Annotated in this window: 9 protein-coding genes; all 9 read left to right on the forward strand. The window is 44.6% G+C overall.

The genetic code is table 11. The features are described 5' to 3' along the window. The first annotated feature begins 9 nt into the window (after nt 1-9). The 9 genes from N7E81_RS09335 (at nt 10) to N7E81_RS09375 (ending at nt 18466) form a co-directional block, all read left to right on the forward strand. Nucleotides 10-3147: a SusC/RagA family TonB-linked outer membrane protein gene (locus N7E81_RS09335; RefSeq protein WP_263053016.1), complete on the forward strand. Its 3138-nt coding sequence runs from the start codon at nt 10-12 to the stop codon at nt 3145-3147. A gap of 12 nt (nt 3148-3159) precedes the next feature. After that, on the forward strand, nt 3160-4860 hold the full coding sequence (locus N7E81_RS09340) for a RagB/SusD family nutrient uptake outer membrane protein (protein WP_263053017.1): 1701 nt from the start codon (nt 3160-3162) through the stop codon (nt 4858-4860). A gap of 90 nt (nt 4861-4950) precedes the next feature. Next, nucleotides 4951-5751 (forward strand): YesU family protein, encoded by an 801-nt coding sequence (locus tag N7E81_RS09345; protein WP_263053018.1) that lies wholly within the window; start codon nt 4951-4953, stop codon nt 5749-5751. Between the two features lie 13 nt (nt 5752-5764). After that, nucleotides 5765-7336 (forward strand): sulfatase family protein, encoded by a 1572-nt coding sequence (locus N7E81_RS09350; RefSeq protein WP_263053019.1) that lies wholly within the window; start codon nt 5765-5767, stop codon nt 7334-7336. Between the two features lie 4 nt (nt 7337-7340). Further along, a complete protein-coding gene (locus N7E81_RS09355; RefSeq protein WP_263053020.1) occupies nt 7341-8828 on the forward strand; it encodes a sulfatase in 1488 nt (495 codons plus the stop codon). 37 nt (nt 8829-8865) lie between these two features. Continuing rightward, a complete protein-coding gene (locus N7E81_RS09360; RefSeq protein ID WP_263053021.1) occupies nt 8866-9702 on the forward strand; it encodes an alpha/beta hydrolase in 837 nt (278 codons plus the stop codon). A gap of 166 nt (nt 9703-9868) precedes the next feature. Next, nucleotides 9869-12619: a DUF4955 domain-containing protein gene (locus tag N7E81_RS09365; protein ID WP_263053022.1), complete on the forward strand. Its 2751-nt coding sequence runs from the start codon at nt 9869-9871 to the stop codon at nt 12617-12619. Nucleotides 12620-12679: 60 nt separating this feature from the next. Then, nucleotides 12680-15736, forward strand: a complete 3057-nt coding sequence (locus tag N7E81_RS09370; protein WP_263053023.1) for a chondroitinase family polysaccharide lyase — start codon at nt 12680-12682, stop codon at nt 15734-15736. A 126-nt stretch (nt 15737-15862) separates the two neighbouring features. Further along, the gene (locus N7E81_RS09375; protein ID WP_263053024.1) at nt 15863-18466 is read left to right on the forward strand and encodes an InlB B-repeat-containing protein; all 2604 of its coding nucleotides are present in this window, start codon (nt 15863-15865) and stop codon (nt 18464-18466) included. Nucleotides 18467-18515: the final 49 nt, after the last annotated feature.

Raw genomic sequence — 18515 nt, forward strand, 5'->3', positions numbered from 1 at the left:
TCAGAGAACATGAAGAAATTTATAATAACAATACTAGCACTATCTTTCTCATTGGTCGGCTGGGCACAGCAGCATCAGGTGAGTGGTAAGGTAGTAGACGAAAGAGGAGAGGGTTTGCCAGGTTCTTATATCCTTGTCAAAGGAGGAAATGTAGGCGTAGTCACAGATGTAGATGGTAATTACAGGTTAGATAAGTTATCAGACACAGACGTACTCATTTTTAGCTTTTTGGGATACAAATCTCAGGAAATAGCGATTGCTGGACGTAGCGTAGTTGATGTGAATTTAGAACCAGAGGCTACCAGCCTACAGGAAGTGGTCGTGGTAGGCTACTCAGAGGTGAAAAAGAGAGATGTCACAGGTGCAGTAGGACAGGTAGATACAGAAGATATCATGAAGACTGCCACCTCCAATTTCGATCAGGCACTTGCCGGTCGGATAGCAGGGGTACAGGTGACTGCTTCTGATGGTACGCCAGGGGGAGCAGCTCAGATTGTGATCAGAGGAGGAAACTCCATTACTGGAGACAACTCACCACTATATGTGATAGATGGAGTGCCTTACGAAGGATTCGATCCAGCCAGTTTAAGTTCACAAGATATCAAGTCATTTGACGTACTGAAAGATGCATCTGCTACAGCTATTTATGGATCTAGAGGTGCCAATGGAGTGATCGTGATTACGACCAAAGGAGGACGAACAGACGGCAAAACCGATGTGCACTTAGGGATTTCTCAAGGGGTTCAATACATACCTAAAAGATTAGAAGTCCTTAGCCCATATCAGTATGCTAAGTATCAAGAAAACGTAGCTTATGCCAAAGACGGCTATGGCGTGGGTACATACACTAATCAGTATAGAAAAAACTGGGGAGACCCAGAAGCCTACAAAGGAATGGAAGGTACTAGCTGGCAAGATGAAATTTTCAGAGAAGCCTCTCTGAAAAAATACAGCTTGTCTATGAACGGAGGTAATAAAACTACCTCGATCTACTACAGTGGAGAGTATGTGGACCAAGAAGGTACGTTGGTCAATACAGGGTTTAAGAAAATCATAAACAACCTCAAGTTTACCCACAAGCTCAATGATAAACTACAAGTACGTGGGGCTTTGCAGTACAGCTATATCAACAGAAGCGGTATCAATATTTCAGGTAACACTTACACCAGTATCATTAGAGATGCGATTCAGTTTAGACCGATAGACCCGATCAATGATGATGGGTTGATCGATGGGTATGACGAAAACGACCCTCAGTTTCAGTACCTTTTCAATCCTTTGAAAAACTTGCAGAATACGACCAGAAACTATCGTTACGATGTGATCAGAGGTAATGTAGATTTAATTTATAAAATCATCAAAGGGCTTACTTTTAAAGCATCTGGTGGTTTTCAGTCTGACAACAGAAAAGAGAATGTATTTTATGGTGCAGAGACGCAGCAAGGATTCAGAGGCAATGATCACGTGAATGGTACCATTACCAATCGTCGTTATCAGACACTCACTACGTCAAACACATTAAACTACAAGGTCCCACTATCTAAAGCACATGATTTGCAGGTGTTAGGTGGATTCGAAGGACAGGCCAGATTGTATGATTACGCTTGGTTGAAAAGTTCAGAAATCCCTACCGATGCCTTTGGTATAGACAACCTCGGTTTGGGTACTTCGCCAGCTATTCCACAGACCTTCAGATCAGAAAACACACTATTGTCGTACTTCGGTAGAGTGAGCTATTCGCTTAACGATAAGTACTTGTTGACAGCCAATTTCAGAGCGGATGGATCATCCAAGTTTTTAGAAGAAAATCGATGGGGTTACTTCCCGTCATTTGCAATGGCTTGGAGATTGGGTGACGAAGAGTTTATGAAACCTGTAGGTATCATTTCAGACTTGAAAGTGAGAGCTGGTTGGGGACTTACAGGAAACAACCGAATCGGAGATTACGATGCCTACAACTTGCTCGGAGTCACTACCAGTAGTGGATATGTGTGGGGTACAGGTGAAACCTACGTGCCAGGTGCACAGCAGACTAACTTGGGTGTGCCAGATTTGAGATGGGAGACTACAGCTCAGTCTAATATTGGGGTTGATTTCGGCTTTATGGCACAGCGAGTCCAAGGTTCCGTTGACGTCTATCTCAAGCGTACCAAAGATCTATTGCTGAATGCAGAAATGTCGTTGAGCACTGGGTTCGACAAGGTAAGACAAAACATCGGAGAGGTAGAAAACAAAGGTTTGGAGATCAGCCTGACGAGCACCAATGTGAGGTCTGGCAAATTTGAATGGCGATCTAATTTCAACATTGCTTTCAATAGAAACAAAGTAATTCAACTCAACGAAGGCCAAGAAGCGATATATACAGATCCTGAATGGAACAACGGGTTTGCAGAATATCAGTACATCACCAAGGTAGGCGAGCCAGTAGGTCAGGTCTTTGGGTTGGTCTACGATGGCCTTTATCAAATGGACGACTTTGTATGGGATGCACAGACGAACAACTACATACTCAAAGAGGATATACCAGACAACGGTACTTCGCCTGTAGCTCCTGGTAGTATCAAGTATGTCGATGTAAACGGTGACGGTACCATCAATATCGACGACAGACAGATCATAGGAAATACCCAAGCCAAGCATACAGGTGGATTCTCCAACGATTTCAGACTTGGAGGATTCGACTTGCAAGTATTCTTTCAGTGGTCGTATGGTGCAGAGATACTTAATGGTAACCAAGCAGCTTTTGCTACACCTAGTGGCTCTTCGTTGAGTGGCTTCCCAGAGTTGCTCGATGCATGGACTCCTCTCAATACCGATACAGATGTCAATACCGTAGTATATAACCTGGTCTATGGTGCACCGCCAAAAGGCAACCAAATAAGTGATAGATATATTGAGGACGGGTCATTCATTCGACTAAAAACGGTATCGTTGGGTTACAACTTGCCAGCTTCTTTGCTGGAAAGAATCAAAGTGAAATCTTGTAGAATTTCTGTGTCTGCACAAAATCTCAAGACTTGGACCAACTATTCTGGCTACGATCCAGAAGTATCAGTGGGTAAGTTCGGAGCGCTCACGCCCAATTTAGATTATTCAGCATACCCTCAGAGTGTTACTATTTCTGGTGGCTTGGATATTACATTTTAAGACAGCGACAAGATGAAAAAGATAAAAGAACATAAAGCAAATTGGCTGAAGCACATAGGAGTGATGGTACTCCTGATGATAAGTGCGAGTAGCTGTAAAGAATACCTCGAAGTAGAACCTTATTCTGATTGGAATGCAGATGAATTTTACTCCAACGAGGACGAAATAGAAATAGCACTGGCAGGGATATATTCTATTCTTGCTTCTGATGAAGTGTATGGACAAGCGATGACAATCATCATGGAGTCAGGTACTGATGAGGGCTATTACAACCGTAGATACAATGAAAACTGGACGGTAGGGCTCTACCGTCATACTGCTGCCGATAATTATGTGGCAGGCTTGTGGAAAACGCTCTATTCCTGTATCAATCAAGTCAATCTATTCGAAGAAAAAATGGATAGGTCGGCATTTGAAGAAGAAGTGGCTAATCAATATTTAGCAGAAGTGAGATTTCTTAGAGCGTTGGCTTATGCCAATCTTACCAACTGGTATGGCGAAGTGCCTTTGAAATTGACTCCAGTCACAGATCAGAGCGACAATGATCAGGCTGTAGCTACATTGGGTGAGTTGTATGCGCAAATTATCGCAGATTATACTTTTGCCACTGAACATTTGCTGAGAGCAAGCGATCCAAATTATATCCCAGGCAGAGCCAACAAAGCGGCTGCTCATGGTTTACTCGCTAGAGTGTATTTGAAAATGTCGGGTTATCCGTTATTCGAAAATCACTACGAAGACGTAATGGCGCAGTGTGATAGTGTATTTGCAGACGGTTATCACGGTCTTACTCAGGCTACTGGTACCAACGACGGCTATCGCGAGCATTTCCTCAATTACATAGAGAATACGTACAGCCCACAAGAAAGCTTGTTCGAAGTCTCATTTTCTTATTTAGGAGAATTGGGTCTTACAGTACACGGCAGATTGGGTGGATTGAACGGCGTAGTATTTGGTTATGGTGGAGGTCAGGAAGGATACCCTTCGGCCTATGCGATGTACAATGCCTCACCAGTGATGGATAACATCTATGATGATCCTGACGATGTAAGGTTGGCTTGGAATGTGGCTAGTTACCAGTATACAAATGGTGGTGATATCAAACGAGTTACTGGGCCATTGGCTACACAGCATTGCCCTGCCAAATACCGAAGATGGGAGCCATTGGATTGGGCTGATCTCGATATTACACCAGCTTCGGGAACATTAGAGCCCTACAAAATACTAGAGACGGCATCTACACTCAATAGAAACTTTACCTCGATCAATTTCCCTGTGTTGAGATATTCGGATGTGTTGCTCATGTATGCCGAAGCTGCCAACGAGCACAACGGTACACCTACAGTCAAAGCTTTGGAATCACTCAACCAAGTGAGAAACAGAGCAGGGTTAGCCAATATCGAAACCATAGCACCAGTAGTAGCGACTAATCATGACTTGTTCTTCAAAGAGATCGTAGATGAGCGTTTGCGCGAATTGTGTTTCGAAGGTGTGCGTAAGCACGATTTGATTCGCTGGGAATTACTAGATGATAAATTGGCTGAAACAGCCGCTGCTATCAAGGCCAGTCCAGACTATAATCCAGGAAACGAAGATCAAAACGCTTTCTTGAGAGCGTCCAACAACTTTGATCCGTCTAAGCACCTCTCGTTGCCTTACCCGCTACAAGAAGTGACCATCAATAAGCTCTTGGCTCAAAAGACAGGGTGGTAATTGGTTCTAGGTTATTGAAATAATTCACAACAACAATTCATACAACGACCGAAAGCATATTTCGGTCGTTGTTTTACTATATCACACCAAATGAAAGTAATTAGACCTCAATGGATCATGGCTTTGATGGGCTTGATATTCTTTCTAGAGACTTATGGCCAAAGTCAAAAAGCACAGACTTTCGATAGACTCCTATCGGCCAACTGGAAAGAGGTCTTGGTAGAGGAGGGTACTAGCCCTTGGCAGGACCAATGGTTTTTGGATGGTCTGGAGGCTAGGGTAGAGCAGACGCCAGGTGGTTTTTCATTCTATGCTGGTCCAGATCAGTTCAATGACAGTAGCCATGCTGTACTTTGGACCAAAAAATCATTCAAAGGAGATATCAAGATCGAATATGATTTCACTAAACTCGACGATCGTTTGGTCAATGTAAACATCCTCTATATTCAGGCCATGGGGCATAGCCCAAAACCTAAAGACATTCGCAAATGGGCAGACCAGCGTACCGTACCTGCTATGCGCTTATATTTCGACCATATGGACGCATATCACATCAGTTATGCTGCCTTTCATACGGTCAACTCAGATGAGCAAGCTGATTACCTACAAGCTCGACGATATATGCCCGAGTGGGAGCAAGGGCTTAAAAATACAGCATACGGACAACGCTACGAAAAGACAGGCCTTTTTCAAACAGGCGTAACGTATCACCTAGTAGTAATAAAAAAAGGCAATGACCTGTATATGCAAGTGACGGGTAAGGACGAAGATCGTTTGTTCCATTGGCAGGACAACAGTTTTCCTTTGATTAACGAAGGGCGTATAGGACTCAGACAGATGTATACACGGCATTCAAAATATAGAAATTTTAAGATCTCAACAGCTAAATAATTAATACAAAAACATGAAACTATTTACATACCTATTGTTGATCTCTACCTGTATCAGTTTTCAGAGCCGAGCCACTGAGCCGGCCGATGGAGAGAAGAAAAAGAAACCCAATGTATTGATCATCTTTCCAGACCAATTGCGCAGGTATAGCGCTGGTTTTTGGTCTGAGGAACCTTATAGAGATCAAGTGATAGGCAAGCCAGATCCTGTGGTCACGCCCAACATAGACAAGCTCGCTAAAAATGGTGTAGTGTTTACTCAGGCAGTGAGCAACTTCCCGCTTTGTAGCCCATACCGAGGCATGATGCTGTCGGGCAGGTACCCTGAGCAAAATGGTATTTGGAACAACTGTAGACAAGACAGAAACGAAAGTCTAAGAGATGATATTCCCACCATTACGGATTTGTTTTATGATGCTGGATACAACACTTCCTATTTCGGAAAATGTCATTGGCTGAAAAACGACCCGCTTTTCGACGAAAACGGCAACTATAAGGGAACCACAGAGGCACCTGGCGGGCACTATGCCAATCAGTACGATACTTACATCCCCAATGGCCCATCACGGCACAGTATTGAGTATTTCTACCAGTCTGTGAAAGATGAACACTACAACCCTATGGTGTATGCTAGTGACCCAGCGGCAGTAGGTGGCAAGTCTGATGGTGAGTTGTATCTGCCCAAGACATTTTCAGCTAAAAACGAAGCGGATCTTATCGTCGATTACTTAAAAAATCAAAACAAACAAAGAGATAACGACAAGCCGTTTTGCATGATTTGGTCGCTAAACCCCCCACACAATCCATGGACGGATGAAAGTACAGACATGGAAGCGCTACATGAGCATTACGACACAGACAAATTCCCTAAAGTAGATCAGTCGTTGGTAGTAAGAGAAAATGCAGACTTAGAAGTAGCCAATTACGCCAGACACTACTTTGCCAATGTGACGAGCGTAGATACCTACATTGGCCAAGTATTGGATCAGCTTAGCGCAATGGGAGAACTGGACAATACGATTGTGATCTTCAGCTCAGATCACGGCGAAATGCTCGGTAGTCATGGAAAAGAAGGTAAAAACACAGTAGAATTAGAGGCTATGGCCATTCCATTTATCGTGCATTACCCTGATAGACTCAAAGGAGAATCTATCACAGATTTGCTCATCAGTGTGCCAGATGTATTGCCTACCACTATGGGATTAGCTGGTTTGAATAAGCAAATACCCAAAGGAATAGAAGGGTACGATTTTTCTGATTACCTAGAAAACCCTGCCAAGAGCAAAGTGAAAAAGCCAGAAGCAGTATTGGTGATGCTAGGCAATGCCAGAGGCGTACTGTCGGATAGATACACGTTATGCCTAAGAGAAAACAAAAAAGCATGGGCAAAAAAGCAAGGAACAGATTTGGCGGAATCTTTTATGTATGACAATGTAGAAGATCCTTATCAGCTCAATAAAATTCCTTTGGATCAAAAGCCAACAGAGTCCAAAGCGCTATTAAAAATATTAGCCGAAGAGCTCAAACGCACCAACGATCCTTGGTACCAAAAGAAAAAATACAGCGAAGTCATCCCTTACAACTAAGCCGATGAGTATCCTTCGAACAACCTGTATACTGGCATTACTTGTAGTGGCTTTGGTCGCTTGCAAACAGCACAAACCAGAGGTGAAACCGCCCAATGTGCTCTTTATCGCAGTAGATGATCTCAATGATTGGGTGGGAGCACTAGGGGGACACCCTGATGCACTCACCCCCAACATAGACAGGCTGGCAGCTCGTGGCGTTTTGTTTGAAAATGCCAATTGTCAGGCACCATTGTGTGGCCCATCTCGGGCATCTATCATGACGGGTCTATTGCCATCTACTACAGGTATCTATCAGCACATTGCAGACGATCAGATCAAAAAAAGCAGTACATCATTGGCGCAAGCTCAGTTGCTTCCAGAATACTTTGCCTCGCATGGCTACAAAACTATGGGAGTAGGCAAGCTCTTGCATAGTGGAGATGAAGCAGGTGCTTTTCAGCAATTCGGAGGAACCTTCGGTATGTTTGGTCCTTATCCAGAGCGGAGATTTAAGTTCGACCCAGAGTGGTTTGGTCAGCCCAAAGGCACGGTTACCGACTGGGGAGCTTTTCCGAGTCAGGACGAATCTATGCCAGATTACAACATTGCCCAGTGGGCGATAGATCAGCTTCAGCAGTCGCACAAAGATCCATTCTTTTTAGGTGTAGGGTTTGTGCGTCCGCATGTGCCGTGGTATGTGCCACAGCAGTGGCTGGACAAGTTCGAACTAGACAGTATCGATCTGCCGCCTTATTTGGCTACTGATTTTGAGGACATCCCTGCGATAGGTCAGGCCATAGCAGAAGTGCCCATGATGCCAACTGCCGAATGGGCCAAGCAGTCTGGAGAATGGAAAGCCGCAGTACGCGCCTATTTGGCTTGTATGGCTTTCACGGATCATTATGTGGGCGAGGTGCTAAAGGCCTTGGCGCAAAGCGAGTATGCCAACAACACGATAGTGGTGTTGTGGTCGGATCATGGATATCACTTGGGTGAAAAAAATCGCTTTGCTAAGCATTCGCTATGGCAACGCTCCACACATGTGCCGCTTATTTTTGCAGGTCAAAATCTACCTCAAAACAAGAAGGTAGAGGCCGCAGTAGGGCTGATCGATATGTACCCAACACTCGCCGATCTGTGTGGATTGCCTGTAGTAGATCAGCTAGACGGACACAGTCTACGACCTTTGATCGATCAACCCAACCAGGCGTGGCCTTATGCTGCCATTACGACCTACGGAGAAAACAATCACAGCATAAAACTAGGAGCATACAACTATATCAGTTATGAAGATGGTACAGCAGAACTCTACGATCATCAGACAGACCCAAACGAATGGTACAATGTGGCTTCTGATACTGCCTATGCATCGGTGGTAGCCGAACTGAAAAAGCAACTGCCTCAAGTAAACGCAGCACAGGTAGAGCACAGCCTGAGCAAGGTCAATGCCTACTTTCGGAATAAGAAACTGGTAGAATACCCCAATGCCTTCGACGAGCCAAAGGAATGAATAGGGTAAAGCATACGAAAACAAAAGTGATCGTTCGATGAGACGAATAGCAACCGTAGTATTATTGGTACTTGTAGGTGTGAAAGTTGGTTTGTGGGCTGCGCCAGACAAAATTTTGAAAAATAATAATGACATGACACAAAGCAAATCGCAGCGAGATACTTTGATTCAACTTTATGATTCATCATTAGTTCAGGAGCCAGAGATATTGAGGGATACGGAGCATCGAGTGCTCAAGTATACGAAAGTGTCAAGCCCCGTTGTAGAGCTTTTTATACCAAATCCAGCGAAGGACAATGGGAAAACGCTGATTGTGTGCCCTGGAGGAGGCTATCAGCTATTGGCGATGGATCTCGAAGGCTATGAGGTCGTAGATTGGCTCACTGGCCTTGGGTATTCAGTTGGCTTGCTGCAATACAGTGTGCCTCAGCAAAAAGATCGGGCCATGCAGGATCTGAAAAAGGCAGTAGATCAGGTACGCCAATGGATGGCCGTACAAGGCAAGTCTAAACTGGGAGTGATGGGTTTTTCTGCAGGAGCACACCTTTCCCTTCGGTCGAGTAGTAGCACCAAAGAGGCGACGCCAGTTGCTGATGTAGATTTTGTGTTGGCAATCTATCCAGCCTATTTGGATCACGAAACGCCGATTGAATGGGGTATAAATAAAAACATGCCTGATACTTTTATATTCAGTACGGCAGACGATGGATACGGGCAAAAGATACCTGCATTTGTAGATGCCTTGTCGAAAATTGGAATAAATCCATTTGTTAGAATACTGCCAGACGGAGGACACGGCTATGGCCTAAGAAAGGGCAATGTAGCAGCAGAGACTTGGCCCAAATTGGCAGAAGCTTGGATGGCCAAGCAATAGCTTGTTTTGTAGCACTTTGGGCTCTTGCCAGCCATTCTGAACTATTGTTCATCAAATCTGAACGTATCTGCAAAGCCTCACAGGTCGCTTTAGCTAGTTTTACCTCATGCAACACAAGTGTTTCGAAAGTACATGTGTGTAGAAAGCTATGGTAAAAAGAAAGAATATGAAACTAACGAAAATACTAATACTGGTCTTGGTTTGGTTGCCAGTGGGCTCATCTATGGGTCAAAATCCAAGTGCTCTTTGGGAGGCTTATGTGAACGCAAGAGCCAACGATACAGAACCAGAATTACCTGATTTTTCTTATGCTGGATATCACAACGGTGAAGATCCAATACCTACCACTTTTTCTTATAAGGTCTTTGATGTAACAGACTACGGGGCTATCCCCAATGACAATATTTCGGACAAAAACGCTTTTATGCAAGCCATTCAAGCAGCGGAGGCCAATGGGGAAGGCGTTGTGTATTTTCCAGCAGGCGATTTTTTGATTAACGAGTCGTCGGACGACATCAATCAAATTATTTATATCAAAAAAAGCAAGATCGTAATCCGAGGAGCAGGCTCTGGCCCTGATGGTACCAAACTGATCCAAAACAGCTATACCGAGCCGTCTAATCCCAGTCAGATGTGGACTTCTCCCTTTTTGATCCAGTTTGTGCCAGCGAGTAAAAGCACTTCAAAAATATCCGACGTGACGGCCAATGCTACACGAGAAACTTTCAGTGTACAACTCGCCAATGCATCCAATGTTTCTGTAGGGCAGTGGGTGCGATTGGTACTTTCGGACAATGATCCCGATCTGATCGAAGAAGAATTTTCGCCCTATGATATAGATCCTCTATTTACAGGAATCAATACTAAAGTAGAGCTCAAAGAAGTACATCAGGTAGCTGCTGTAAATGGCAACACGGTCACCTTCAAAGAACCCATTCACCGTTCTGTCAATACTCAATACAATTGGTATTTGGAAACCTTCCCTCATTTGGAAGAAGTAGGCGTGATGGATTTGGCTTATCAAGGAGGGTTTAATGTCACCTTCGTACACCATAGAAGCTGGCAAGACGATTCTGGATGGAGTGGCATTCAGCTCAATCAAGTAGTGAATGGTTGGATCTACAACGTAGAATATTCGAACATGAGTCAGGCAGGTCAGTTCAAACTCTCTGGTTATTGTTCTGGGTTGAACAACAGATACGTAGGCAATCCAGGACACGACTTTGTAACCTCCAATGCCAGTACGGGTACAGTGATTGGTCTCAATGCCGACTATACCACGGGTGTGTGGCATGGTTGCGGATTGGCGGCAGCGGCCATTGGCAATGTCATTTGGAAAAACTACCAACCAGCGTCTAGCGGTGTGGAAATTCACTCTTCTCAGCCTAGAGCCAATTTGCTAGATGGTGTAGTAGGTGGGTTTGGGTTCAATATGGGCGGAGCTGTAGGCAGTTTGCCCAATCACCTCAGGCACTTAGTTGTTTGGAATGTTGACGCTACGGGTGCTCAGGTGGACAAAGATCCTTATTATGTGTATTGGGAGCCAGGGACGGGTGCTGGGCACAAGCTGGTGATGCCTATCGTATCTGGTCTCAAAGGTTTCGAATCGATGCCAGGACAGACACAAGTAAACGAATCACCAGGAGAGCATGTAGATGAAGCCTCGCTGTACGAGCATCAGCTTACTCACAGGGTAGGTTCACTGCCTTCCTGGATCAGTAGCTCATCCAATAGCCTCTTGTCGATCAAGGTAGATGGCAAAGCATTGGACAATTTCGATCAGCGTCTCATGCGATATCCTATAGTGGCATCTACTATACCAGAGGTAACTGTAGTGCCAGAGGTAGCAGAAGCTATTGTAGATATCCAATACCCATCTACATTACCTGGTAGTATAGAGATCAAAGTCACCTCTACTACAGGGATAGATAGAATTTACATGCTGGATTTAGAATTGTTTTCTTACACAGAGACGCTCGATAAAATACCAACCGAAGGCTGGCAAGAGACTACTTATACTGGAGACAATGACTTCAAGTGGACTGTAGATGGTCGAGTGATCGATGGATATCTGGATGGCTTTAGTCGTTCGATGTATTTTAACTCAGGTGAAACAGGCCTTACTTCAGAGGCCATTGCTGGAGGGATTCGCTCATTCAGCGCACGCTGTCTTAATAAATGGGACGAGGGGAGTGTTAGAAAACTAGAGTTGCTAGTGAATGGTAATGTAGTAGGCTCTCAGACACACTCGGATGATGCTAAGTATGATTTTGTGGTGGAAGATATTTTTATAGAAGGCGATGTAGTGATAGCCATCAGGAATGCCTCAGCAACTAGTAGCAACAATGCCGTGGCCATTGATGATATCTCATGGGTGCCTATGGAAGGTGATTTCGCTTCTGGCAATAACTACCTGTCTGATATTCTGGTAGACGGCAAATCATTGGAGGTATTCATTAGGCAAGTAACGGAATATACAGTACCTGTGTCCGAAGTGCCTGAAGTGACTGCTGTGGCAGAAGACACTAAAGCTGAGGTACAGATCAAGCAAGCAGCATCTTTGTCGGATAAATCCATCATTACAGTTGTGGCAGAGAACGGAACAAAGCGAACATATGAACTGTCGTTTTTTTATAGAGAGGCCTTGACGGTAAATGAGCGAGAAGCAGCGTCTTTGGTTGTTTTTCCTAATCCAGTAGCCATCGGGCAAACCTTGTTTTTACAAACGAAAATACAGAGAGGAGAAAAGCCTATTGTGATGCTTACCACCCTTTCGGGAGAACAAATACCTTTGACGGTAGCCCTTTCGTCTAGCGGCTATGGGCTCACATTGCCGAGTACTTTGCGATCAGGTATGTATTTTCTGACTGTGAGCGAGGGCGCATCAAGGCAAGTCACGAAGCTGCTTGTGCACTAAGCCGTTTCGAACCAAGGAATCCAAACCAACCATTTTTAGCACGAATTTTTTTAAAGGAATATGAAGGGATTATTTAATAATGTAAGGGTTTGGGTGAGGGGAGCGATTCTCGCAGGTTTGGGTACGGTGGCTATACACAGCTTAGAAGCACAGGTTATAGCATCGTTCGAATCTACTTCGGACTTGGAGAAGTACAGCTCTAGCGGAGGCAGCCGCTTGTCTCTGAGTGGAGATAGGTACAAGTTTGGTAGTCATGCGTTGCATTGGGAATGGACAGGACAAAGCACGATCAGTACCGAGGATTTCTTGATCTTGTCTCACGACGAGAGTCCTCTTAAATACGGCGATCATTTCCCTGCTAGTCCTACTTTTTGTTTCTCTATTTACAATGAAAAAGCACAAGAGACTCCGCTCAAATTTACTTTTAGCAAAGGGGTACAATCAGAGGTTTGGTTCTCGATAAACTTGGACTTTACAGGGTGGCGTACACTTTGGGTGCCGTTTCATGAAATGGAAGGCCAAGCTCCTCAGCGAGGAGAAGAAATCGCCTACGATGGTCTTACGATGTCAGTAGATGAGACAACTAGTTCGGGTAGCATTTACTTCGATGATATCATCTATTCGCAGTTTATCGACGATAGACATGCCTATCCAGATCAGTTAGTGCCTTTTATCAAAAGAGACAAAGAGCCAGGGGCAGATCATTGGATGCCACTCATCAGAGATATAAACAGAATTAACCATGTCGAGTTGGTTCCTCTGGAGCCGAATACCCTTGCTGAGTTGGCTAAAATAGAATCACGTATGAGTAGCTACACCGCATTAGCTCCTAGATACAAAATCTATATGGATCGTTTGGAGAGTGATTTTGATAAACTAGAACTTAAAGAAATTGATGGGCGAGTAGTAGGGCCTCCGCTCACATTTAGTCATTCAGAATTTTCATATGGCAAAAATGAAGTAAACAACGGCAAGCACAACGACATCATGGACTTTGGAAAGACGATGAAGTCCTTGGGTACCTACTATGATCGGGCAGATGCTGGTCAGCGTACTAAAATCGAGGAGATGTTTGTGCTCGGTACTAAATACTACTTAGATCAAGGCTGGCAAGAAGGGGCCTCTGGTGGTACCAGGCATCACATCGGGTACAACACTCGTGAGTTGGCATTGGGCTTCTTTGTGATGCGGGAGGCACTTGAAGACAACGGCTTGATCAATGAAGTAGGCGCAAGCCTCATGTGGCTGTTCAATCTAGGTAAAATACTAGGGGACGAAAGTGAGTTTCACGCCAATATAGATTATCTCAATACACAGGCTTTTTATCACCTGATGCTCATATTCTTGACCGATGACAAAGCCAAGCAACAGGCTCTTCTGCTTGCCTATTCCAATTATATGTCGATTGTACTCGCGCAAGACGATGAAAAGGGCGTGTTTAAAGTAGATGGCACGGGTTGGCATCACAATGGACACTATCCAGCCTATGCACTGGGTGCTTATCGCAATGTGCCATCTATCATCCAGGCACTATCGAGTACTTCGTTTTCCATTAGCCCTGAAGGGCATGCCAATTTCCGAAAGGCATTTATGGCTACCAGACTTTATAGTCATGGGTATGATATCGGATTCGGTAATGCTGGTCGTCATCCATTAGGCACAGATATTCGATCGCTTCGTGAGGCTTATTTGCAAATGACTAATGCGGGAGCGCCAGGGAGCACATCTGGTATAGACAAGGAGGTGGCAGCGGCTTATTTGAGTCTTTGGGGTGAGGAAGATCCCATTTCGGCACGTGTATTTGCAGCCCTCAATGGCGTAGAGAAAGAGGAGCTGTCAGGTTATTATACCTTCCCCTATGCGGCCACTGCTGTGCAAAAGAAAAACAACTGGGCGGCCATAATCAAGGGCTATAGCAAATATGTGTGGGCTTCTGAGATTTATGTGACTGACAATCGCTACGGGAGATACCCCGCCAATGGCACCATCCAGCTCTACAACGAAGGAGGCAATGAAGGCAGTGGTTTTGCTCACGACGGGTGGGACTGGAATCGCTACCCTGGAGCTACAGTGATCAATCTGCCCTTCGAAGAACTCGAACCCGAAGCAGCACTGATCATGTATCGATCTGGAGAGACCTTTGCTGGAGCAGTAGAGCAAGATGGCAACGGTGTGTTTGGAATGATACTGAGTGAAACGAAGGGGTCGAATGCCGATGGTCCAGAGGTTAATATCGGTTACCCTGGACATCTGAAAGCTAAAAAATCAGTCTTTTCATTTGGCGATAAATTGATATGTATTGGTACAGATATCTCTAGTATAGATGCTGAGCACCCTACCCAGACCAACTTGTTTCAAGTGGCGCTGCCAGATCAGAAAATGAAAATCTTGTCGTCCGAAACAGATCTTGGCTCTTTTCCAGAGACCCATCAGCTAGAAGAATCCAAGCAGGCCTGGGTGATCGATCCTTATGGTAATGGCTATCACTTATTAAGCGCACGAAAAGTGCATTTGCAAAAGAAACACCAGCAGTCTTATCACAATAAGTACTCCGTGAGAACGGGAAAGGCTTCTGGTAAAACAAAAGGGCAAAACGAAACCGAAGGGGATTTTGCTACGGCATGGATCGATCATGGCTTGGCGCCAAAGGGAGCGTCTTACCAGTATGTGATCTACCCATCGCTACCAGAAGACCAGTGGAAAAAATTTGGGGGCGCTTTGAAAAAAGAGAAAAGTTACGAAGTGCTACAAGCCAATGGTCAGGCGCATATTGTAAGAGATAAGAACAATCGTACGACGGGGTATGTGATCTATGAAGCGAGTGAGAACCTAACACATGGGCCGCTCACGGCTACGACTGATCCTCTGCTCATGATGATCAAAGAAGCGAAGGGGCAACTCCTAATTCAGGTGGTACAACCCGATCTGAATTTTGAAGGCCATGGCAATAAATATGAGAACATGAGTAGGCCAGTGACGACCACATTTTCAGTGTCTGGCGTATGGAAAAAAGCCAATGATTCGGACGATGTGCAGGTAAAAGTAGAAGGGAGTTTTACCCACGTGACCGTGACTTGTGTGCACGGCTTAGCAACTAAGGTACGATTAGTACGATAAGCTAGCACGATCGTTCAAATCGTGCTCCTGGGCTTTGTATGAGCATTATTAGTCTGTTAATTACACTGCTGATAATGAAGAAATGACTCGCTTTTTTCCGGTCATTGAAAAATAAAAACATAGCTTATGAAACATTTTACAAGAAGAATTATAGCCTTGATACTGCCAGTTTTATTGGCCACAGGAGCTAGTGCACAAGATGAGATAAGATGGGATGGAGGAGGAACTTCTACCGACTGGGATGATGCTGCCAACTGGGCTGGCGATGTCCTTCCTACTGCAGAACAGATCGCAGTTTTTTACTTAGGAGGAGTAGTAACCGAATATACGGTGACAGGCTCGAATGCTACCGCTCCAGCAGGACTAAAGGTCAATACTGACGTGACCGATGATAGTAAAGCCGTTTATTTGAATGGTAATTTTAATATTGGAAACGCTAACCCTACGCTGGCGACTAAAGGAACGGTTATTATAGACCCTAAAGGTAAATTGGTAGTAGGTGATGGCGGTACACTTACTATTCAATCTACTACTGGTGTTTTGCCTGCCATCGATTTGGATGGTACTTTGGAAGTGTCTGGTACGATCAATATTCCAGGTACAACAGACCAAATAGGAGTAGATGCTCGAAATGTAGGCTCTCTAGTCACGATCAAGAATGGAGGAGTTATCAATGTGTCAGGTGGTAAATTAGGTTTCTCGTGTTACTTAAATGGGGGATTTACTCAAGCTGCAGATTTTCTTATAGAAGCTGGTGGCGAATTCAATGTCTCAGGCACGACTGATCACGCCATTTTCTTGCAAGATGGTTATACTATGGTGAACTATGGTGAAATAAATATCAGCTCAGATGGAATGACCGACGTAGATAAGTATGCCATGGAAATTGCAGATGAAACATCCTCTTTCAAAAACATGGCAGGCGGTGAGTTATCCATTGTTAATACAGGGGAAGCTAGATCGATTAGTCTGAAGTCTGGCGCGATTACCAATGCTGGTGTGATGAACATGACAGGAGGGGCTTCTTATAAAAACAGTTTGATTCTTGATGATTTCACCAATGAAGTAGGAGGAATTATTAACCTAAATGGAGATAATCAAATTAGACTAAACGATGCAGCTAATGCTGTATTTACTAACAATGGCTATATCAAATCTAATGGAGAGGGCTCGGTATTTAATCTAGTGGCAGAGTCGGGTGCTGCGATCAACAATGCCTTTTATTACTATGCAAACAAAGATTGGCCAAGTACTGACAATGGTTCGCTCCATCAAGACAATGGCGTGGAGGTAGATGCCAATGGTGATTTTGAGGTTGACCCATCTGGATCAGCTACTTTCAATGTAGGCATCAAGACCGCCTACGATTGGTTTGAGGAGGCAGCTAATACCACGGCGATCGGCTCCAACGACGCCAGTGGTGCAGTCACGCTCACACCTACGGCGGATTGTGACTTTACTTTCTACACAAGTTATGGAGACCTAATCACCATGACTGTAGTCGAATACGAATTTGGATCTACTTGCACAGGAATAATTACCATGGCAGCGACCAATGGTAGCGTGACCTTAGCGGGAACTACCGTAGGTACTTCGGGCATCAGGTATCCGCTCAATCAAGTCAATGCTTACACGGCAGTGCCAGAGGTTGGATATGAATTTAAAGATTGGACTTTCAGCAATGGTACGGCGACTACTACAGCTAATCCATTGAACTACACCATTACAAAAGACGAAACAATTACGGCTAACTTCCGATTGTTGAATTATGACATCACTGTGGCTACGCCTGCCAATGGCACAGTAGAGTTGAGCGGGAGTACAATAGACAATACGCCAAATAATTATGACGCCAATACACAAAATGTGTACACAGCCGTGTCAGCGTCTGGCTATAGATTTGTGTCATGGGCATTTAGTGGTGCTACGGCAGAGAGTACTGCCAATCCGTTGACCTACACTGTATTGGAAGACGAAACCATCACTGCTGTGTTCGAATTAGTTCCTGAGCAATTCGATATTTCTGTAGTGAGCGACAATGGTCTAGTGACTAAAGATGGTGTGACAGCAGCGAGTGGCCCAGTCGTGACCGACAAAGACGCCATGAGTGAGTACGAGGCTACGCCTGCCTTTGGCTACGAGTTTGTCAATTGGACATTTAGCGGAAGCACAGAGACAACCACAGACAATCCGATGACCTATACGGCCAAGGAAGATGAAGTAATTACGGCTAATTTTTCGTCGATTATGTTCACTATTGTGGCCAAAGCGGTGAACGGTACCGTGACACCTGAGGCAGGGCAGTACGCTAAAGGCGTGCCGCAGACATTTACCGCCACACCTGCAGCAGATGCGAAATTTGTTGGCTGGTTTGGTGATGTAGAAGGTACAGAGCTGAGTATCACAGTGACGCCAAACCAAAACATGACGCTCACTGCGTTGTTTGAAATTCCACTAAGCACCGAAGACCTAACGATCGATCATCAGTCGAGCATCTACCCAGTACCTGTGCGTAACGAAGGTTTTAACATTGATCTATCTAACGTGCAAGCCAAAGGTGATTTGGAGGTAAAGCTTTTTTCTACCCAAGGACAAGTGGTCTATCAAAAGCGAGCAAAAGCAGGGCAGAAATTGTTTGTGCAGCGAGCAGCTGCTTGGCAAACAGGTCTTTATTTGGTAAGTATCACGGGTAAAGATCATCAAGAAGTAAAGCGAATCACCATCCAGTGATAGCGAATATAGCAGATTAAAAACACTACTCGTAAAGTAGATTTGGTTA

It is taken from the genome of Reichenbachiella carrageenanivorans (assembly GCF_025639805.1).
Classification (GTDB): domain Bacteria; phylum Bacteroidota; class Bacteroidia; order Cytophagales; family Cyclobacteriaceae; genus Reichenbachiella; species Reichenbachiella carrageenanivorans.